21 protein-coding genes and 1 pseudogene are annotated in these 18237 nt (G+C 70.1%); 19 read left to right on the top strand and 3 right to left on the bottom strand.

What is annotated here, in order from left to right:
• Window positions 1-31: 31 nt before the first annotated feature.
• Both ASD11_RS08145 and ASD11_RS08140 read left to right on the top strand, forming a co-directional pair.
• On the top strand, window positions 32-826 hold the full coding sequence (locus ASD11_RS08145; protein WP_056285647.1) for a thymidylate synthase: 795 nt from the start codon (window positions 32-34) through the stop codon (window positions 824-826).
• Window positions 823-1305 (top strand): dihydrofolate reductase, encoded by a 483-nt coding sequence (locus ASD11_RS08140; protein ID WP_056285643.1) that lies wholly within the window; start codon window positions 823-825, stop codon window positions 1303-1305. Before ASD11_RS08145 ends, ASD11_RS08140 begins: the two co-directional genes overlap by 4 nt.
• 28 nt (window positions 1306-1333) lie before the next feature.
• On the opposite strand, the gene ASD11_RS08135 is transcribed toward ASD11_RS08140, so the two are convergent.
• On the bottom strand, window positions 1334-2140 hold the full coding sequence (locus ASD11_RS08135) for an acyl-CoA thioesterase (RefSeq protein WP_056285641.1): 807 nt from the start codon (window positions 2138-2140) through the stop codon (window positions 1334-1336).
• A 126-nt stretch (window positions 2141-2266) separates the two neighbouring features.
• On the opposite strand from ASD11_RS08135, the gene dapA reads away from it, so the two are divergent.
• From dapA to ASD11_RS08070, 13 genes are all read left to right on the top strand, one after another.
• Window positions 2267-3178 (top strand): 4-hydroxy-tetrahydrodipicolinate synthase, encoded by a 912-nt coding sequence (gene dapA / locus ASD11_RS08130; protein ID WP_056285636.1) that lies wholly within the window; start codon window positions 2267-2269, stop codon window positions 3176-3178.
• A 45-nt stretch (window positions 3179-3223) separates the two neighbouring features.
• Complete coding sequence (locus ASD11_RS08125; RefSeq protein ID WP_056285633.1) at window positions 3224-4903, top strand: ribonuclease J; 1680 nt, start codon at window positions 3224-3226, stop codon at window positions 4901-4903.
• A gap of 212 nt (window positions 4904-5115) precedes the next feature.
• Complete coding sequence (locus ASD11_RS08120; protein ID WP_156464638.1) at window positions 5116-5814, top strand: sirohydrochlorin chelatase; 699 nt, start codon at window positions 5116-5118, stop codon at window positions 5812-5814.
• Between the two features lie 171 nt (window positions 5815-5985).
• Complete coding sequence (locus ASD11_RS08115) at window positions 5986-8508, top strand: FtsK/SpoIIIE family DNA translocase (RefSeq protein WP_200940104.1); 2523 nt, start codon at window positions 5986-5988, stop codon at window positions 8506-8508.
• Complete coding sequence (locus tag ASD11_RS08110) at window positions 8508-9014, top strand: hypothetical protein (protein WP_056285623.1); 507 nt, start codon at window positions 8508-8510, stop codon at window positions 9012-9014. The genes ASD11_RS08115 and ASD11_RS08110 overlap by 1 nt, the downstream gene beginning before the upstream one ends.
• A gap of 19 nt (window positions 9015-9033) precedes the next feature.
• Entirely contained in the window at window positions 9034-9639 is a 606-nt protein-coding gene (locus ASD11_RS08105; protein ID WP_056285620.1) for a CDP-alcohol phosphatidyltransferase family protein, read from the top strand.
• On the top strand, window positions 9636-10121 hold the full coding sequence (locus ASD11_RS08100) for a CinA family protein (RefSeq protein WP_056285614.1): 486 nt from the start codon (window positions 9636-9638) through the stop codon (window positions 10119-10121). The genes ASD11_RS08105 and ASD11_RS08100 overlap by 4 nt, the downstream gene beginning before the upstream one ends.
• 42 nt (window positions 10122-10163) lie before the next feature.
• A complete protein-coding gene (locus ASD11_RS08095; RefSeq protein WP_056285613.1) occupies window positions 10164-10460 on the top strand; it encodes a helix-turn-helix domain-containing protein in 297 nt (98 codons plus the stop codon).
• Window positions 10461-10470: 10 nt separating this feature from the next.
• On the top strand, window positions 10471-10665 hold the full coding sequence (locus ASD11_RS08090; protein ID WP_056285612.1) for a DUF3046 domain-containing protein: 195 nt from the start codon (window positions 10471-10473) through the stop codon (window positions 10663-10665).
• Entirely contained in the window at window positions 10662-11183 is a 522-nt protein-coding gene (locus tag ASD11_RS08085) for a GNAT family N-acetyltransferase (RefSeq protein ID WP_056285611.1), read from the top strand. The genes ASD11_RS08090 and ASD11_RS08085 overlap by 4 nt, the downstream gene beginning before the upstream one ends.
• Before the next feature lie 221 nt (window positions 11184-11404).
• Window positions 11405-12460 (top strand): recombinase RecA, encoded by a 1056-nt coding sequence (gene recA / locus ASD11_RS08080; RefSeq protein WP_056288598.1) that lies wholly within the window; start codon window positions 11405-11407, stop codon window positions 12458-12460.
• Between the two features lie 2 nt (window positions 12461-12462).
• Entirely contained in the window at window positions 12463-12987 is a 525-nt protein-coding gene (locus tag ASD11_RS08075; protein WP_235503273.1) for a regulatory protein RecX, read from the top strand.
• 9 nt (window positions 12988-12996) lie between these two features.
• The gene (locus ASD11_RS08070) at window positions 12997-13539 is read left to right on the top strand and encodes a GNAT family N-acetyltransferase (protein WP_082554233.1); all 543 of its coding nucleotides are present in this window, start codon (window positions 12997-12999) and stop codon (window positions 13537-13539) included.
• 291 nt (window positions 13540-13830) lie between these two features.
• On the opposite strand, the pseudogene ASD11_RS18925 reads toward ASD11_RS08070, so the two are convergent.
• Window positions 13831-14013: pseudogene (locus tag ASD11_RS18925) on the bottom strand (helix-turn-helix transcriptional regulator); the annotation flags it as partial.
• Window positions 14014-14174: 161 nt separating this feature from the next.
• On the opposite strand from ASD11_RS18925, the gene ASD11_RS08060 reads away from it, so the two are divergent.
• From ASD11_RS08060 to ASD11_RS08050, 3 genes are all read left to right on the top strand, one after another.
• Window positions 14175-14633 (top strand): hotdog fold domain-containing protein, encoded by a 459-nt coding sequence (locus tag ASD11_RS08060; RefSeq protein WP_056285608.1) that lies wholly within the window; start codon window positions 14175-14177, stop codon window positions 14631-14633.
• Between the two features lie 49 nt (window positions 14634-14682).
• Window positions 14683-15426: a glycoside hydrolase family 16 protein gene (locus ASD11_RS08055; RefSeq protein WP_200940103.1), complete on the top strand. Its 744-nt coding sequence runs from the start codon at window positions 14683-14685 to the stop codon at window positions 15424-15426.
• Between the two features lie 66 nt (window positions 15427-15492).
• Window positions 15493-15921 (top strand): VOC family protein, encoded by a 429-nt coding sequence (locus tag ASD11_RS08050; protein WP_056285606.1) that lies wholly within the window; start codon window positions 15493-15495, stop codon window positions 15919-15921.
• 54 nt (window positions 15922-15975) lie between these two features.
• Here the strand turns inward: ASD11_RS08050 and ASD11_RS08045 are convergent, their stop codons facing one another.
• Entirely contained in the window at window positions 15976-16587 is a 612-nt protein-coding gene (locus tag ASD11_RS08045) for a hypothetical protein (protein WP_056285603.1), read from the bottom strand.
• A gap of 160 nt (window positions 16588-16747) precedes the next feature.
• Between ASD11_RS08045 and miaB the strand changes: the two genes are divergently transcribed.
• The gene (miaB, locus tag ASD11_RS08040; protein WP_056285600.1) at window positions 16748-18235 is read left to right on the top strand and encodes a tRNA (N6-isopentenyl adenosine(37)-C2)-methylthiotransferase MiaB; all 1488 of its coding nucleotides are present in this window, start codon (window positions 16748-16750) and stop codon (window positions 18233-18235) included.
• The last annotated feature ends 2 nt before the right edge of the window (window positions 18236-18237 follow it).

The raw sequence follows: 18237 nt of genomic DNA, 5'->3' as shown, positions 1-18237 counted from the left end.
GGCGGTGCGACCGGCGTTATAGGCTGGCGTCATGCAGCAGTACCTCGACCTCGTGCAGCGGATCCTCGACGAAGGGGTCGAGAAGAGCGATCGCACCGGCACCGGCACGCGCAGCGTCTTCGGCCACCAGATGCGGTTCGACCTCACCGAGGGATTCCCCCTGGTCACCACCAAGAAGATCCACCTGAAGTCGGTGGTGGGAGAGCTCCTGTGGTTCGTCTCCGGCGACACCAACACGTCGTGGCTGCGGGAGAACGGAATCACCATCTGGGACGAGTGGTCCGACGAGAACGGCGAGCTCGGCCCCGTGTACGGCCACCAGTGGCGCTCGTGGCCCACGCCCGACGGCCAGACCATCGACCAGCTGGCCGCCGTGATCGAGCAGATCAAGGTCAACCCCGACTCACGGCGCCACGTCGTGAGCGCCTGGAACGTCGCCGACCTCGACGCCATGGCCCTCATGCCGTGCCACGCGTTCTCCCAGTTCTACGTGGCCGACGGCAGGCTGTCGTGCCAGATGTACCAGCGCTCCGCCGACGTCTTCCTCGGCGTGCCGTTCAACATCGCCTCCTACGCGCTGCTCACGCACATGGTGGCCCAGGTGGCCGAGCTCGAGGTGGGCGACTTCGTGCACACCCTCGGAGACGCTCACCTGTACCTCAACCACCTCGACCAGGCCCGCGAGCAGCTCACGCGCGAGCCGCGGCCCCTGCCCGAGCTGTGGCTCGACCCCTCGGTCACCGACATCGACTCGTTCACGCTCGACTCCGTCAAGGTCACGGGCTACGACCCGCACCCGCTCATCAAGGCCCCCATCGCCGTATGAGCGTCACCCTGGTCGTGGCCATGGGCGCCAACCGTGTCATCGGCGTCGACGGCTCGCTCCCGTGGCGCCTGCCCGAGGACCTGGCGCACTTCAAGCAGCTGACGCTCGGGCACCCCATGGTCATGGGACGCACCACCTTCGAGTCCATCGGACGTCCTCTGCCGGGCCGCACCACGACCGTCGTCACGCGCCAGGCCGACTGGGTCGCCGACGGTGTCGAGGTGGCCGGCTCGCTCGACGACGCCCTCGCCCGCGCACACGGGCTCGACGACGAGGTGTTCCTCGTGGGCGGCGCGCAGGTCTACGCCGAGGCGCTCGAGCGGGGCCTGGTCGACGTCATGGTCGTCACGCGGGTGGCACAGTCTCCCGAGGGCGACACCTTCTTCCCCTCCATCGACTGGAGCGCGTGGCGCGAGGTCGGCGAGGTGCCCCACGAGGGGTTCAGCATCGTCACCTACGAACGCGCTGTCGCCGCCTGACCCGAGCGGTGTCCCCGAGCCGCCGCGGTCAGCGCAGGATCGCCAGCTGGCGGCTCTGGGCGACGAGCCGACCCTGGTCGTCCCACAGCTCGACGTCCTCGTCGTGGTAGCCGTCGATGACGTGGCGCGTCGTGACGTGCATGAGCGACCAGGCCGTGTCGGCGCGACCTCGGAAGTGCACCGTGAGCTGCACCGTGGCGGAGGCGAGGTGGCCGATCTCGGCGGTGACCGGGGGATAGGCGTCCACGATCGCACCGGCGGCGAGGGAGTCGATGGGTCGCTCGTCGCGCGGACGGATCCAGACGACGGCCTCGGTCTCGCCGCTGGGGGTGCCGGCGAGCCAGCCCGGCACCTGCGGAGCACGGGTCTCGTAGCGGTCGACGATGGGCACGGCGCCCGCCGGGATGGACCCCGCGAGATCGACGCAGTCCTCGGGCCGTGGCACGTCGGGTGCGGGGTGCGGGGTGTTCTGTGCGTCGCCGCTGGCGTCCCAGTCGTGGAGCGAGATGACGGCGTGGACCACGGTGGCGCCGTCCTGCACGAGCGACGCCTGGTGCACCGAGATCCGTCGTCCGTCGCGCAGGGTCTGCACCTCCACGGCGGCCGGTCCCGGCGTCGGCGGCTTGAAGTAGCTGACCGACGCCGTCAGCGGGTCGGGGTGCGCGATGCCGACGACCTCGGCGTGGTCGAGGACGGCGCGCAGCAGGATCGCCAGCACGTAACCACCGTTGGCGGTGCCGTTGGGCGTGTTCCACTCGGCCGTGAGCTCCAGGTGGAAGAGGCCGTCGGCCTCACGGGTGCTGGCCACCGCTCGGTCGAGCTCGAAGGACGTCATGGGCCCATCCTGCCGAGGCTGGGCTCTGCGTCCGTCACCGGGGACCGGGCGATAGCACTCCAACCCCGCGCTGTGGCACCGGGGCGCGGTCCCGGGACGACGTCCCGCTCGCGGTAACCTCGTCCCATGACCTCCCCGCACGCGAGTGACGCGGCCCCGTTCGGACGGGTGCTGACCGCGATGATCACGCCGTTCACCTCCGACGGACAGGTCGATCTCGACGCGGCGCAGAAGGTCGCCACCCACCTCGTGGACCAGGGCAACGACGGGCTCGTCGTCAGCGGGACCACGGGGGAGTCGCCCACCACCACGGGCGAGGAGGACGCGCGACTGCTCTCGGCGGTCCTCGAGGCCGTCGGCGACCGCGCCACGGTGGTCGCGGGCGTGGGCACCAACGACACCCGCCACAGCGTCGAGCTCGCCCAGTCGGCCCGCAAGGCCGGCGCCCACGGCCTTCTCATCGTCACGCCGTACTACAACAAGCCTCCGCAGGCGGGCATCGTGATGCACGTCAACCAGGTCGCCCAGGCGGGCGAGGACGTCCCTGTGATGCTCTATGACATCCCGGGTCGCACGGCGCTGCAGATCGCCGAGAGCACGTACGCCGAGCTCGTGAAGAACCCGCTCGTGCTCGCGGTGAAGGATGCCGTCGGCGACCTCGAGCGGGGCGCCTTCCTCATGCAGGAGACCGGCATCCGCTTCTACTCCGGCGACGACGCCGCCAACCTCGGGTGGCTCGCCTACGGGGCCAGCGGCATCGTGAGCGTCGTCGGCCACGTGGCCGGCGCCGCCTATGCCGACATGGTCCGGGCGGTCGACGCCGGAGACCTCTCCACGGCGCGCGCCGTGAACACGCGGCTCCTGCCGCTCGTGCGCGCCATCATGACCCACACGCAGGGCGTCATCATGGCCAAGGCCGCGATGCAGCTCCTGGGTGTCATCGAGCACCGCACCGTGCGGGCTCCACTGCCGGAGGCCACCGAGGCGGAGGTCGCGCTCGTGCGCGACGCGCTCGTGGCCACGGGCCACCTCAGCTGATAACACCGCACGACCCACACTCCACAACTCCAGAACAGGGGCCCCATGAGCCACATGCACACCGAGCTCGGACCGCCGCCCAAGCTTGCCGACGGCGGCCTGCGGGTCATCCCGCTCGGCGGTCTCGGCGAGATCGGCCGCAACATGACCGTCTTCGAGCACGCCGGCAAGCTCCTCATCGTCGACTGCGGCGTGCTCTTCCCCGAGGAGCAGCACCCGGGCGTCGACCTGATCCTTCCCGACTTCTCCGCCATCCGCGACCGTCTCAAGGACGTCGTGGGAGTCGTCCTGACGCACGGCCACGAGGACCACATCGGCGGAGTGCCGTACCTGCTGCGCGAGCGCGGCGACATCCCGCTCGTCGGCTCGCGGCTGACCCTCGCCTTCGTCGATCCCAAGCTGCGTGAGCACCGCCTGCGCGACGTGCCCCGGCACGTCGTCGGCGAGGGCGAGACGCTGCAGCTCGGCCCCTTCGAGCTCGAGTTCGTCGCCGTCAACCACTCCATCCCCGACGCCCTCGCCGTGGCCATCAAGACGAGCGCCGGCGTGGCGCTCCACACGGGCGACTTCAAGATGGACCAGCTGCCGCTCGACGGCCGCATCACGGACCTCCGGGCCTTCGCCCGGCTCGGCGAGGCCGGTGTCGACCTGTTCCTCACCGACTCCACCAACGCCGAGGTCCCCGGCTTCACGGTGTCGGAGCGCAACATCACCCCGGCCATCGACGCCGTGTTCGCCAGCAGCAAGAAGAAGATCATCGTCGCGTCCTTCGCGTCGCACATCCACCGCGTCCAGCAGGTGCTCGACGCCGCCGTCAAGCACCAGCGCAAGGTCGTCTACGTCGGCCGCTCCATGGTCCGCAACATGCAGATCGCCCGCGAGCTCGGCTACCTCGACGTGCCCGACGGCGTCGTGGTCGACAAGATCGAGAACGTCCCGCCGGAGAAGCTCGTGCTCATGTCCACGGGCTCGCAGGGCGAGCCCATGGCCGCGCTCTCGCGCTTCGCCAACCGCAGCCACGACCGCGTCTCGATCGAGCCGGGCGACACCGTGCTCATGGCCTCCTCGCTCATCCCGGGCAACGAGAACGCCATCTACCGCGTGATCGACGGGCTCACCAAGCTCGGGGCCCGCGTCGTCCACAAGGGCAACGCCCTCGTGCACGTCTCGGGACACGCCTCGGCCGGCGAGCTCCTCTACTGCTACAACATCGTCAAGCCCACCAACGTGCTTCCCGTGCACGGCGAGATCCGCCACCTCCACGCCAACGGCGCCCTGGCCACCCAGACCGGTGTCCCCAACGTGCTGCTGGCCGAGGACGGCTATGTCATCGACCTCGTCGACGGCCACGCCTCCATCACCGGCGCGGTGCCGTGCGGCTACGTGTACGTCGACGGGTCCTCGGTGGGCGACCTCACCGACTCCGAGCTCAAGGACCGCCGTGTCCTGGGCGAGGAGGGCTTCATCACCATCGTCGTCGTCATCGACTCCACCACGGGGAAGCTCATCTCCGCGCCCGAGATCCATGCTCGCGGACTCGCCGAGGACGACAGCGTCTTCGACGAGGTGCAGCCCAAGATCACGCAGGCGCTGGAGCAGTCGCTGTCCGAGGGGACGCGCGACCAGCGTCAGCTGCAGCAGGTCATCCGGCGTGTCGTGGGCTCCTACGCAGGACGCAAGCTCCGTCGCCGCCCGATGATCATCCCCATCGTCGTCGAGGCCTGAGCACTCCAGTCACACCCGCCCCAGATCGTTACGCGACCGAAACACCTCGATCCACGAGGTGAAACAACCGGCTCGTAGTTTTCTTGCATGAGCTCGGCGCGGGGCCGGGCTCGGTGGGAACCGGTGGTGGCCCGCAGGACGAGCGTCGAGCACGCAGCCTGCGGGCCACACACCCGTCGGGACCCTTCGCTCGGGCTGGAAGGTGTGACCCTGTGACGACGAGGTCCCTCGGGGAGGTGCTCTTCGCCTGCTCCTCGGGTCGTTCGGACCCGGCCGAGCGGGCCGCGCTCGGAGGTCTGGTCAACGCCGTCCGGCGAGATGCTCCGTCCGTCGACGTGCGGGACACCCCGGTCGACGTGCTGGCTGCCGACGAGTCCCATCCTCCGGTCCGCGTGGCCGTCCCGTTGACCCTCACCGACGGCAGTGACGTCTCCGCGGCCCTCGCCGTGGCCCAGCGGCGCGATCCCGGTCTCGTGGTCGCTTCCGCCCTCGGACCCGACTGGGCGCTGGCCGAGATCTGCGTGCAGCGTCTGATCGAGGCGGGAGCACGCAAGACCGACACCATCGTGCTCGGCGTGGCCGGCTCCGACGACGGTGCTGCCATCGACGGCTACTCCCGAGCCGGGCGGCTCGTGAGCGCCGTGTGGGGCGGACCCGTCCACATCGGCTCGCTGGGCGGCCGCGACACGCCCCTCACCGACGCCGTCGACATCGCCCGCGCCTACGGGCGCCGGGTCGTGGTGGCCTCGTACCTGCTCACGCCCGGGCGCAACGCCGACATGCTGCGTCACTGCGGCGCCGACCTCGTGACTGCGCCCCTGCTCGACGGCGGCCCGCCCGACCCGCGCATCGCCGCCCTCGTCGTGACGCGTTTCCACCAGGCGCTCGGCGCGTCCGCCCCCGCCCTCTGACCCCGACGTCGGTTTACCACGGTGGGTTGGCAAACCGACCCATACCTCGGGAACCTTCCCGAGGTATGGGTCAGGTTGCCGAGGGGAGTGGTTCACAGCCGTGACAGATGTGACGCATGAGGTTGGGCGTGGGAGGGCGCAAAACCTCGACCTCTCCTTTAGGCTTTCGCCATGGCGACCCGAACGACTTCCCCGCCGCGCAAGCGGCCGTCCGGCAGCCAGGCCAAGAAGAAGCCTGCTGCGCGCAAGCGCCCTGCCGCCAAGCGTCCTGCCCAGAAGCGACCTGCGGCGCGCAAGCCCGCGGCTCGCAAGCCTGCGCCGCGGACCGGTCCCGGACCGTTCATGGTGGTGCTGGGCGGGCTCCTGCGCGCCTCCACGGCGATGTGGCTCGGCCTGGCCGGTGCCGCCGGCGCCGTGGCCCGCAGCATCGGACACTCCGCCCAGGACCTCGAGCCGGAGCAGCGCCGCGACGGCGTGGGCTTCGCGATCCTCGGCCTGGGCATCATCACGGCCGCCTCGGTCTGGTGGCAGCTCCCCGGATCGGTCACCGACGCCGTCCGCACGGCCACCACCAGCACCGTCGGAGTGCTCGCGTGGGCCGTCCCCATCGTCCTCGCCGTCATCGCCTGGCGCACCCTGCGCCGACCCACCGAGGTCGGTCCCGCCGGCCGTCAGGCCGTCGGCTGGTTCGCCGTGAGCGGTGGCGTGCTGGGTCTCGTGCACATCTCGCACGGCGTCCCGCGCCCCGACGACATGGCCGAGGTCCGCGACGCCGGCGGTGCGATCGGCTTCCTCTTCTCCGCCATCCCCATGGACCTGCTGCACTCGGCCTACGTCGTCTCGCCGCTGCTCGTCCTGGTGGCCGCGTTCGGGCTGCTCGTCGTCACGTCCACGCCGCTGCACGAGGTCCCCGTGCGCATCGCCGAGCTGCGCGACATGGCGCTCGGACGCAAGCCCGAGGCCGAGGCCGGTGCCGAGCAGGCCGCCGCGCCGGTCGCGCGCAAGCGCCACCCCCGCACGGCCCCCGAGGTCGTCGACGAGCCCTTCGAGAACCCGCTCGTCGACGGACCCGACGAGGACCGCCAGGTCCCCGTCAAGCCGGGTCGCAAGCGGCCCACGCCCGAGCCCGTCGTCGAGCCGGTGCAGGACGTCGAGGACACCGCCGACGTCGAGCTGCCGCCCATGGAGCCCCTGCCGGTCCGCGCCGAGCAGCTGGCCCTGTCCGGCGACATCGTCTACACGCTCCCGGACTCCTCCGCGCTGCGTGAGGGCACGCCCCACAAGGCTCGCTCCACCGCGTCGGACGAGGTCGTCGAGCGGCTCACCGAGGTGCTCGAGCAGTTCCAGATCGACGCCACGGTGACGGGCTACACGCGTGGCCCCACGGTCACCCGCTACGAGGTGGAGCTGGGCCCGGCCGTCAAGGTCGAGAAGGTCACCGCGCTCAGCAAGAACATCTCCTACGCCGTGGCCTCCAACGAGGTCCGCATCCTGAGCCCCATCCCGGGCAAGTCCGCCATCGGCGTCGAGATCCCCAACCTCGACAAGGAGATGGTGAGCCTCGGCGACGTCCTGCGCTCGGCCAAGGCCCGCAGCGACCACCACCCCATGGTGGTCGGCCTCGGCAAGGACGTCGAGGGCGGTTTCGTCGTGGCCAACCTGGCCAAGATGCCGCACCTCCTGGTGGCCGGAGCCACGGGCTCGGGCAAGTCGAGCTTCGTGAACTCGATGATCTCCTCGATCCTCATGCGCTCCACGCCCGACGAGGTCCGCATGATCATGGTCGACCCGAAGCGGGTCGAACTCACGGCCTACGAGGGCATCCCGCACCTCATCACGCCCATCATCACCAACCCCAAGAAGGCCGCCGAGGCGCTGCAGTGGGTCGTGCGCGAGATGGACCTGCGCTACGACGACCTCGCCAACTTCGGCTTCAAGCACATCGACGACTTCAACAAGGCCGTCCGGGCGGGGAAGGTGCAGGCGCCGCCGCTCAGCGAGCGCGTCATCACGCCCTACCCGTACCTGCTCGTGGTGGTCGACGAGCTCGCCGACCTCATGATGGTCGCCCCGCGCGACGTCGAGGACTCGATCGTGCGCATCACGCAGCTGGCCCGCGCGGCCGGCATCCACCTGGTCCTGGCCACGCAGCGACCCAGCGTCGACGTCGTGACCGGCCTCATCAAGGCCAACGTGCCGAGCCGGCTGGCGTTCGCCACCAGCTCGCTCGCCGACAGCCGCGTCATCCTCGACCAGCCCGGCGCCGAGAAGCTCGTCGGCCAGGGTGACGGCCTCTTCCTGCCCATGGGTGCCAACAAGTCGATGCGCATGCAGGGCGCCTGGATCACCGAGCAGGAGATCCAGGAGATCGTCGAGCACTGCAAGACCCAGCTGCAGCCGGAGTACCGCGAGGACGTCACGGCGCCGCAGCAGGCCAAGCGCGAGATCGACGACGACATCGGCGACGACATGGACCTGGTCATCCAGGCCGTCGAGCTCGTGGTGACCACGCAGTTCGGCTCCACGTCGATGCTGCAGCGCAAGCTCCGCGTGGGCTTCGCCAAGGCCGGCCGCCTCATGGACATCATGGAGAGCCGCGGCGTCGTGGGGCCCAGCGAGGGATCCAAGGCACGCGACGTCCTGATCAAGCCCGACGAGCTCGAGGACGTGCTCGCGACCATCCAGGTGGGCTGATGAGCGACTCGCTGGAGCTCTCACCCGGTCACCCGTGGGCCGTCGATCCCGACGCGCCGGGCGACGACCCGTTCGAGATCCACCGCCGGACGTGGGTCTACGCGCTCTTCGCGATCGTCCCGCTGCTGCTCGCGGCCGGCTTCGCCTGGTTCGCCTACGACCGCGACGACGTCGTGCTCTGGGCACCGGCCGCCGTCCTGGTGCTGCTGGGGCTCATCGCCCTCCCGGGCATCAGCGACGGGCGTACGCCCCTCTTCGTGGCCGACGGTCACGGGGTGCGGCTGCGCGACGGACACCAGTGGGTGGGCCTGCTGTGGACCGAGCTGGCCGACGTGCGCGTCGAGCGGCGCGAGGGTCGTCACGACCCCCGCGTCAAGGTGGTCAGCCCGGCCGGGGAGCGCATCTTCACGGCACCTCTCGGCTTCGCCACGAGCATGTCGCCCGCGGAGGCAGAGGTGCAGCTCGCCCGTCGCCGTCCGGGTGCCGCTTACACTGAGACGTCCTGACCGCGTCCGAGAGGCTCACATGGAGCAGGCGCCGGGCACTGTGCCCAGCAACTACAACATCGCCAACGTCCTGACGGTGCTGCGCATCGTCGGCGTCCCCGTCTACGGCTGGATCCTCCTGCACGACGGCGGAGGCGACGAGTCGTGGCGGGTGTGGTCGTTCGTGGCGTTCTCGCTGCTCATGATCACCGACCGCATCGACGGCGACCTCGCCCGCAGCCGCAACCTCGTCACCGACTTCGGCAAGCTCGCCGACCCCATCGCCGACAAGGCGCTCACGGGCATGGCCTTCATCGGCCTCTCCATCATCTTCGACCACTGGCTCTTCTGGACCGTCACGATCGTGGTGCTCGTCCGGGAGTGGGGCATCACCCTGCTCCGGTTCGTCATCAAGAAGTACGGCGTGATGCCGGCCAGCCAGGGCGGACGCATCAAGACCACGCTGCAGGCCACGGCCCTCGGGTTCTACTCGCTCCCGCTCGAGCTCTGGGACTCCACGGCGAGCAACATCCTGCTGTGGGTCACGCACGTCATCATGGCCGGCGCCGTCGCCATCACGCTGGTCACCGGCGTGCAGTACGTCTTCGACGCCCGACGACTGAGGGCCGAGCAGAAGGTCTCATGAGCGCCGCCAGGGTGGTCGAGGCGCTTCGCCTGGCCGGTCAGACCGTGGCCACGGCCGAGTCGCTCACCGGTGGGCTGCTGTGTGCCGCCCTGGTCGACGTGCCGGGTGCGTCCGCGGTCGTCCGCGGGGGAGTGGTGGCCTACGCGCCGGAGGTGAAGGTCGACGTCCTGGGCGTGGCGGCCGACGTCGTGGCCGAGCGGGGGACCGTGGACCGGTTGACCGCCGAGCAGATGGCCCTGGGGGCCCGCCGCGAGCTGGGCGCCGACTGGGCCGTCTCCACCACCGGGGTGGCCGGACCCGATCCCAGCGAGGGCAAGCCCGTGGGCACGGTGTTCGTGGCCGTGGTGGGTCCTGCCGGCTCCCGCGTCATCGACCTCCACCTCGAGGGCGACCGCCGCGCCGTCCGCGAGCAGACGGTCGCCGCGGCCCTGTCGGCACTGGTCGCTAGGGTGGAGGAACAGAACGATCCCGCACCACGTTGAACACAGCGTCGGTAGTGTGGCCGGTAGAGGACGGAGGACACCATGACCACGATGCGCCAGCTCGTCGGTGAGGTGCTCCGCGCGCGCCGGATCGCCGAGGGACTCACCCTGCGAGACGTATCGGCCAAGGCCCGCGTCAGCCTGGGATACATCTCCGAGGTCGAGCGTGGCCAGAAGGAGCCCAGCTCCGAGCTGCTCGCCGCCCTCGCCGCTGCCCTCGAGGTTCCGCTCTCCAAGGTCCTGGCCGACGTCAGCGCCCTGCTCGCCATCGAGGAGGCCACCGACCTGGCCAGCATCTCCTCCATCGCGCCGGCCGACGTCGAGGCCTCGGCCGCCTGAGCGTGGCTCCGTGAGGCACAGCGAGTTCTGGGAGCGCATGGAGCTCCACCTCGGCAAGGCGTACGCCCAGGTCTGGGCCTCCTCGCAGTCCATCAGCAGCCTCGGCAGCCGGACGGCAGCCGAGGCGTTGCAAGCAGGCGAGGACCCCAAGCACGTCTGGCGTGCGGTGCACGAGGTCCTGGAGCTCCCCGCCCGCGAGCGATGAGTCCGACGGCGTTCCGACTGCGGCCCGTCACCCTCGACGACGTCGACCCGCTCTTCGAGATCTACTCCGACCCCGGCACGTGGGAGCACCTTCCCGAGGCGCGGTTCACCGAGCGTGACGCCATGAGGCGCATAGTGCTTCGCTGGGTCGAGGGGTGGGACCGCCTCGGGCTGTCCAGCTGGGTCGTGGTGGTCGACGACGCCGTGGTCGGCAACAGCGGAGTGATGCCGAACGACGGCTGGTGGAACCTGGGCTTCCGGCTCTCGACGGCGGTGTGGGGCGGCGGGGTGGCCTCGGCGGCGGCACGTCGGGCGGTGGAGGCCGCGCAGGCGCACAGCCCGGACTGGCCCGTCGTGGCCCGCTCGCTCGTCACCAACCCGGCCTCGGGTCGAGTGAGCGAGAAGGCCGGGCTGCACCTCGTGTGGACGGGTCACTCCATGGAGGGTCCCGACCGGGTGATCCATGCCGACCGGCCGCTGGGGCCGGACCTGCTCAGGACCATCCAGGCCCTCGGCTGAGCGAGCTCTCCGGACCGGCGTGTCGCGCCCCGGTCGAACACCTGTTCGTACTACTGTCGTCCACAGGTTGACGTGCAGGAGGACGGCATCCACAGGCGGGTCGACGAGGCCCATGAATGTCTGAGGGTCCTTCTACCGTCGAAGATGCCTGGCCACTCAACGAGAGAAACGGACCCGCCCACATGGCTTCCAAGACCCCCCTCGCTCCCATCCCCACCGGGATGAACGACTCCGACAAGTCCAAGGCGATCGAGAACGCCATCGCCCAGATCGACCGCGCACACGGCAAGGGCGCCGTCATGCGTCTCGGCGAGCGTGGCCGCACCAAGATCGACGTCATCCCCACCGGCGCCACCTCGCTGGACGTTGCCCTCGGCATCGGCGGGCTCCCGCGCGGACGCATCGTGGAGATCTACGGTCCGGAGTCCTCGGGCAAGACCACGGTCGCCCTGCACGCGGTGGCCAACGCCCAGCGCGCCGGCGGCGTGGCCGCCTTCATCGACGCCGAGCACGCGCTCGACCCGGAGTACGCCCGCAAGCTGGGTGTCGACACCGACGCCCTTCTCATCTCCCAGCCCGACTCCGGTGAGCAGGCCCTCGAGATCGCCGACATGCTGATCCGCTCCGGCGCCCTCGACATCATCGTCATCGACTCCGTGGCCGCCCTCGTGCCCCGCGCCGAGATCGACGGCGAGATGGGCGACAGCCACGTCGGCCTCCAGGCCCGGCTCATGAGCCAGGCGCTGCGCAAGATGACCGGTGCCATCAACGGCTCCGGCACCACGGCCATCTTCATCAACCAGTTGCGCGAGAAGATCGGCGTCATGTTCGGCTCGCCCGAGACCACCACCGGTGGCAAGGCGCTCAAGTTCTACGCCTCCATCCGCCTCGACGTCCGTCGTATCGAGACGCTCAAGGACGGCACCGACATGGTCGGCAACCGCACCAAGGTCAAGGTCGTCAAGAACAAGATGGCGCCGCCGTTCAAGGTCGCCGAGTTCGACATCATGTACGGCAAGGGCATCAGCCGCGAGGGCAGCCTCATCGACGTCGGCGTCGACGCAGGCTTCGTCCGCAAGGCCGGCGCCTGGTACACGTACGAGGGCGACCAGCTGGGGCAGGGCAAGGAGAACGCCCGTCAGTTCCTGGCCGACAACCCCGACCTCGCCGTCGAGCTCGAGAAGCGCATCATGGAGCACCTCGGCATCGGCGCCGACCTGGTCGACGAGACCGCCGACAGCGAGGAGCTGGCCTCGGTCACGGACCTCGAGTTCTGATCGTGGGAGCCGAACCCCTCCACCGGGAGGACGTCACGCTCGAGGACGCCGAGTCCGTGGGCAAGGCGGTCGTGTACGCACGACTGGCCGACCGGTCGCGCAGCCGGGCCGAGCTCATGGAGGCTCTGGCCAAGAAGCACGTGCCGTCCGAGGTCGCCGAGAGCCTGCTCGATCGGTTCGAGCGCGCCGGCCTGGTCGACGACGCAGCCTTCGCCCGCGACTGGGTGGAGGGGCGTCAGCGGGTCAAAGGTCTGGCCTCGGCGGTGCTGCGCATGGAGCTGCGCCGCAAGGGCGTCGACGAGGAGCTCATCGACGCGGCCCTGGTCGACGTCGACCCCGACGAGGAGCGCCAGGCAGCGCACCGCCTCGTGCAGCGCAAGCTGCGATCGGTCCAGGGGCTCGATCCGTCGGTGCAGGTCCGTCGGCTCACCGGGATGCTCGCGCGCAAGGGCTATGCACCCCAGGTGGCCTTCGACGTCGTCCGCGAGGAGCTGGAGGCCGAGACCTTCCCGCTGGAGTCGGCCTAGTCTCGGCCCATGGTGCGGGTGAGCTTTCGGCCCCTGGCGCACGACGATCTTCCCGACGTCGTGCGCTGGCGTTCCCAGCCTCATGTGCTGCGATGGTTCGCCGACCTCGTGCCCGACCTCGACACGGCGCTGCAGCGGTACGGTCCTCACCTCGAGGGGCGTACCGCTGTCCGTCTGTGGGTCGCCCTGCTCGACGAGGCGCCGGTCGGGTTCTTCCAGCACTTCCCGGTCGCCTCCGACGACGACATCGCCGTCAAGGTGCAGGACCCGCGGGCCGTCGCCTTCGACTACCTGCTCGGCGAGCCGAGCCTGCTGGGACGCGGCTGGGGCTCGGTCATGGTGGAGACGTTCTGTCGAGAGGTGCTTGTGCCGCGGTGCCCCGACGCCCCGCGGTTCGTCGCGCTCGCGGACGCACGCAACCGTCGGTCCCTGCGGGTGCTGAGGCGGTGCGGCTTCTCGCAGGGGCTCTGGATCCAGCTGCCGACGAGCGACTTCGCCGAGATCGTCTGCACGGCTCCCCGCGAGCGGTTCGAGGCGTCAGTCGAGCTCTGACCGGATCTCGGTGCGGAGCTTCTCCACGATCTCGCGCTCGGCGTCGTAGTACGACAGTCCCCACTCAGCGACGCGGGCCGGGTAGCGCACCTCGTGGCGGTCGGCCAGCAGCTCGCGGACGCCCTGGAGGTCGGCACGGTGTCGCTCGAGCTGCTCGAGGTAGTCCGCGAGCCAGGAGTCGACGGTCTCGGGATCGCTCAGGGCGCCCATGAGCAGGCGCAGCGCCACGGGGTGCTTGAGAACGGGGAACGCCTCCGCCGCCGGGGTGTGGAGCCAGCGGTGCAGCTCCTCGCGGCCGTGCTCGGTGACGCGGAAGTGCCGCGAGCGACGCTTGCCCTCGTGCGTCTCGAACGCCTCCACGAGGTCGAGACCGTGGAGCCGGTCCAGCTCGGTGTAGATCTGGCTCATGGCGGGGGAGACCCAGTAGTAGCGGAGCGTGAGGTCGGCGCGCTGCTTGAGCTCGTACCCCGTCATGCCCTCGTCGGACGTGCGCGCGTCGAAGACGAGGAGGCCGAGCAACGCGTACCCGGTCATGGAGAGCTCGGTGGTCACGGGCCCCAGCCTAGGTGCCGACGCCGAGGGCCATGGGTTACCCGCCGGTAGTATCGAGTCCCGCCGCCCCCTAGACTCTGGTCATGGCCTCGACTCTCGAGCGGTACAAGCAGATCACGTCGCTTCCCCAGGGCAAGCGTCTCTTCTCGATCTTCTACGGGCAGATGGCGCCGTACTTCTCCTCGATCCACCTTCAGGTGGAGGAGATGAAGCCGCACCACGCACGCATCAAGCTGCCGAAGCGCCGTTCGGTGCAGAACCACATCGGCACGGTGCACGCCATCGCCGCGTGCAACGGCCTGGAGGCCGCCATGGGTCTGCTGGCCGAGGCCACGTGCCCGCCGGACCACCGCTGGCTGCCCAAGGGCATGGACGTCCAGTACCTGGCCAAGTCCGCAGGCGACCTCTACTGCACCGCCGAGACGACGCAGGCCGACTGGGACGGCGCGCCCGACGTGAAGGTCAAGGTCCAGGCCGCCCTCAAGGACGGCACCGTGACCGTCGCAGGCACCATCCACCTCTGGGTCACCCCCAAGAAGTAGTGCTCGGCGGGTCTGGTCAGACCCGATGCCGCTGGGGGACGATCGGGTCGTGAGCCGGTTCCACGACGACTTCGACCAGCTGGACCCGGAGGTCTGGCTGCCGCACTACCTGCCCCACTGGAGCTCGCGGGCCGAGTCCGCCGCGGCATGGGACGTGGCTGGCTCGGCGCTGGTCCTCTCGATCCCCTCGGAGCACCCCCTGTGGTGCCCCGACACCCACGCCCAGCCCCTGCGCGTCTCGGGGGTCCAGTCGGGCTGCTTCTCGGGCCCGGTCGGCAGCACCGTGGGCCAGCAGCCGTTCGTTCAGGGCCAGACCGTCCGGGAGGAGCAGCCCTTCTGGACCGGGTGGGCCCCACATCGCGGACTCATCGAGGTGCGCGCCCGTCTGGAGCTGTCCCACCGCTCCATGGCTTCGGCCTGGCTCGTAGGGCTCGAGGACGAGCCGGAGCGTTGCGGTGAGATCTGCGTCTTCGAGGTCTTCGGCGACACCGTCGGCGACGACGGTGCAGCCGTCGGGCAGGGGATCCACGCGTTCCGGGACCCGGGCCTCACGGAGGCCTTCGACGCTCCCCACCACGTGCTCGACGTCGCCGAGTGGCACACCTATGCCGTCGACTGGCGCGACGACCGCACCGTGTTCCTCGTCGACGGCGTGGTGACGTCGATCGTCCACCAGTCGCCGACGTACCCGATGCAGATGATCCTGGCGGTCTTCGACTTCCCGGACCGCGCCGTCCCGGACGAGCCGGCCCACGAGCCGCGTCTCCTGGTGGACCGGGTCGTCGGTCACTGACTCAGCTCGGTCTGCGCACTGCCTGATGCCGTGACACGGTGGAGGACCGCCCACCCGAGGAGCATCATGCCCGTCAGCGTCACCGACTACAGCCACGTCCGTCTCACCGTCAGCGACATCGAGAGGTCCCGTGCCTTCTACGACGCGGTGTTCGGCTTCGACGTGGCGTTCGAGCTGCCTGCCGAGGCCGACGAGCAGACCAAGGAGCAGCTCTCCTTCCTGTTCGGCGGCGTCATCTACTCCTTCGGAGGGGGCCTGTTGGGGCTGCGCCCTGTGGCGCCCGACGAGGACCGCTTCCACGAGGACCGGGCCGGCCTGGACCACGTGAGCTTCTCCGTGGTCGACGTCGCGGCTCTGGAGCAGGCCGTCACCGTGCTCGACGATCTGGGCGTCGCTCACGAGGGGATCAAGGACCTCGGGGGCGCCGGCATCGCGATCCTGGAGTTCCGCGACCCCGACAACATCGCCCTGGAGCTCACGGCTCCGACCGCATGAGACAGCAGGACGGCCCCGTGCGGTGATCGCACGGGGCCGTCCTGTCCATCGGGCTCAGCCCTTGGGCGTCAGCTCGACCACGAACTCCTTCTCGGGGATGTCGCCGCCGTTGTAGGCCAGACGCTTGTACGTGAAGAACAGCGGGTCGCTGGCGTCGCGGACGGCGAAGGCCACCCAGCCCTCGCCGGAGGTGCCGGGCTTGACGTCCTCGAACGGCTCATAGCCGGCGGCCTTCATCTCGGTCTCGACCGTGCTCGTCGTCTGCGTGGCCGGAAGCTCGGCGTCCTTCGGACCGACCCGGAAGTCTCCACCCGTGACGGAGGCGTAGTACTTCTCGGCAGCGGTGGCCTTCACCTTGACGAGCACGAGCTCGGTGTCGCCGCGCTCCTCCACGGCCGACATCGACTCCGGGAAGGGGAAGCTCCGCACGATGGCCTCGGCCTGGATGGTGTGCCCGAGCTTGTCGTCGGTGATCTTGTCGGCCGTGACGGCGACCTCGCCGCTGGACGCCGGTGCCTCGGTGGCCTCGGTGGTGGCCTCCTCCGTGGGGGCGGCGGAGGTGGTCTTCGTGGAGCTCTCCGAGTCGTCGGAGCCGCCACACCCGGACAGCAGGAGGGCGGCGGCCGCGACTGCGGCGGGGACGAGAGTCAGCTTGGAGGTGCGCATGAGGGAGTGCCTCTTTCATCGATGGACGGGTGTCGGCCGGCGCCTCCGTGTTCACCCCGAGCGCCGGAGGACGCGAGCCTAGTGGATACAGGCCGTAGGTCTTGACCAGCCATCGACGGATGGACGAGGCTCCCGAGCCGCCGCGTACGATTGCCAGGTCATGACGAAGACCTACGAAGTGCGCACCTACGGCTGCCAGATGAACGTGCACGACTCCGAGCGGCTCTCGGGCCTGCTCGAGACGGCCGGCTACGCGGCGTGGGACCAGGCACAGCAGGAGACGCCCGACCTCGTCGTGTTCAACACGTGCGCGGTGCGCGAGAACGCCGACAACAAGCTGTACGGCAACCTCGGTCACGTCGCGAGCATCAAGGCCAAGAACCCGGGGATGCAGATCGCGGTCGGTGGCTGCCTGGCGCAGAAGGACCGCACCACGATCACCGAGCGGGCCCCCTACGTCGACGTCGTCTTCGGGACGCACAACATCGGGTCGCTCCCGGTGCTGCTGGAGCGGGCGCGCATCGCCGAGGAGTCGCAGGTCGAGATCCTCGAGTCGCTCGAGGTCTTCCCCTCCACGCTGCCCACCAAGCGTGACTCCGTCTTCGCCGCCTGGGTCTCGATCAGCGTGGGGTGCAACAACACCTGCACGTTCTGCATCGTCCCGGCGTTGCGCGGCAAGGAGAAGGACCGCCGCCCCGGCGACATCCTGGCCGAGATCGAGGCGCTCGTGGCCGACGGCGTCACGGAGGTCACGCTGCTGGGCCAGAACGTGAACGCCTACGGCGTGGAGTTCGGGGACAAGCAGGCCTTCGCCAAGCTGCTCCGGGCGTGCGGCGAGATCGACGGCCTCGAGCGGGTGCGCTTCACGAGCCCGCACCCGAAGGACTTCACCGACGACGTCATCGCGGCCATGGCCGAGACGCCCAACGTCATGCCGCAGCTCCACATGCCGCTGCAGTCGGGCTCGGACGCCGTCCTCAAGGCCATGCGCCGCTCGTACCGCCGCGAGAAGTACCTCGGGATCATCGAGCGGGTCCGCGAGGCCATGCCCGACGCCGCCATCACCACCGACATCATCGTGGGGTTCCCGGGGGAGACCGAGGAGGACTTCCAGGCCACCCTCGACGTCGTGCGCGAGGCGCGCTTCACGAGCGCCTACACGTTCCAGTACTCCAAGCGCCCGGGGACACCGGCAGCGTCGCTGCCCGACCAGCTGCCCAAGGCCGTGGTGCAGGAGCGCTACGAGCGTCTCGCCGCGCTCGTCTCCGAGGTGGCGTGGGCGGAGAACCAGCGCCTCGAGGGGCGCACGCTCGAGCTCATGGTGGCCGACCAGGCCCAGACGGGTGGTCGCAAGGACGCCGAGCTCGCGCGGATGACGGGTCGTGCGCAGGACAACCGCCTCGTGCACTTCGTGCCGGGCCACCACGAGGTCCGTCCCGGCGACGTCGTGGAGGTCACCGTGACGCATGCTGCGCCGCACCACCTCGTGAGCGACCTGCCGCCCGTCGGCTACCGGCGCACGCGCGCAGGCGACGCGTGGGAGGCCCGCCAGGGCAGGACCGAGGTGCGCAGCGTCGGGCTCGGCATGCCCTCGCTCGGCGTCCCGGCACCCCTCCCGGTGTCCGACGCCCCCGCCTGCGCCCTCTGACC

It is taken from the genome of Aeromicrobium sp. Root495 (genome assembly GCF_001426755.1).
In the GTDB taxonomy this organism is placed as follows: Bacteria; Actinomycetota; Actinomycetes; order Propionibacteriales; family Nocardioidaceae; genus Aeromicrobium.
Note: the sequence above shows the minus strand (reverse complement) of the source record. Positions and strands in the feature narration are given on the sequence as shown.

Excerpts from the sequence above, each read along its gene's own strand:
- ASD11_RS08145 (WP_056285647.1), top strand. The coding sequence starts at position 32 with ATGCAGCAGTACCTCGACCTCGTGCAGCGGATCCTCGACGAAGGGGTC.
- ASD11_RS08140 (WP_056285643.1), top strand. The coding sequence starts at position 823 with ATGAGCGTCACCCTGGTCGTGGCCATGGGCGCCAACCGTGTCATCGGC.
- ASD11_RS08135 (WP_056285641.1), bottom strand. The coding sequence starts at position 2,140 with ATGACGTCCTTCGAGCTCGACCGAGCGGTGGCCAGCACCCGTGAGGCC.
- dapA (WP_056285636.1), top strand. The coding sequence starts at position 2,267 with ATGACCTCCCCGCACGCGAGTGACGCGGCCCCGTTCGGACGGGTGCTG.
- ASD11_RS08125 (WP_056285633.1), top strand. The coding sequence starts at position 3,224 with ATGAGCCACATGCACACCGAGCTCGGACCGCCGCCCAAGCTTGCCGAC.
- ASD11_RS08115 (WP_200940104.1), top strand. The coding sequence starts at position 5,986 with ATGGCGACCCGAACGACTTCCCCGCCGCGCAAGCGGCCGTCCGGCAGC.
- ASD11_RS08110 (WP_056285623.1), top strand. The coding sequence starts at position 8,508 with ATGAGCGACTCGCTGGAGCTCTCACCCGGTCACCCGTGGGCCGTCGAT.
- ASD11_RS08105 (WP_056285620.1), top strand. The coding sequence starts at position 9,034 with ATGGAGCAGGCGCCGGGCACTGTGCCCAGCAACTACAACATCGCCAAC.
- ASD11_RS08100 (WP_056285614.1), top strand. The coding sequence starts at position 9,636 with ATGAGCGCCGCCAGGGTGGTCGAGGCGCTTCGCCTGGCCGGTCAGACC.
- ASD11_RS08095 (WP_056285613.1), top strand. The coding sequence starts at position 10,164 with ATGACCACGATGCGCCAGCTCGTCGGTGAGGTGCTCCGCGCGCGCCGG.
- ASD11_RS08085 (WP_056285611.1), top strand. The coding sequence starts at position 10,662 with ATGAGTCCGACGGCGTTCCGACTGCGGCCCGTCACCCTCGACGACGTC.
- recA (WP_056288598.1), top strand. The coding sequence starts at position 11,405 with ATGAACGACTCCGACAAGTCCAAGGCGATCGAGAACGCCATCGCCCAG.
- ASD11_RS08070 (WP_082554233.1), top strand. The coding sequence starts at position 12,997 with ATGGTGCGGGTGAGCTTTCGGCCCCTGGCGCACGACGATCTTCCCGAC.
- ASD11_RS08060 (WP_056285608.1), top strand. The coding sequence starts at position 14,175 with ATGGCCTCGACTCTCGAGCGGTACAAGCAGATCACGTCGCTTCCCCAG.
- ASD11_RS08050 (WP_056285606.1), top strand. The coding sequence starts at position 15,493 with ATGCCCGTCAGCGTCACCGACTACAGCCACGTCCGTCTCACCGTCAGC.
- ASD11_RS08045 (WP_056285603.1), bottom strand. The coding sequence starts at position 16,587 with ATGCGCACCTCCAAGCTGACTCTCGTCCCCGCCGCAGTCGCGGCCGCC.
- miaB (WP_056285600.1), top strand. The coding sequence starts at position 16,748 with ATGACGAAGACCTACGAAGTGCGCACCTACGGCTGCCAGATGAACGTG.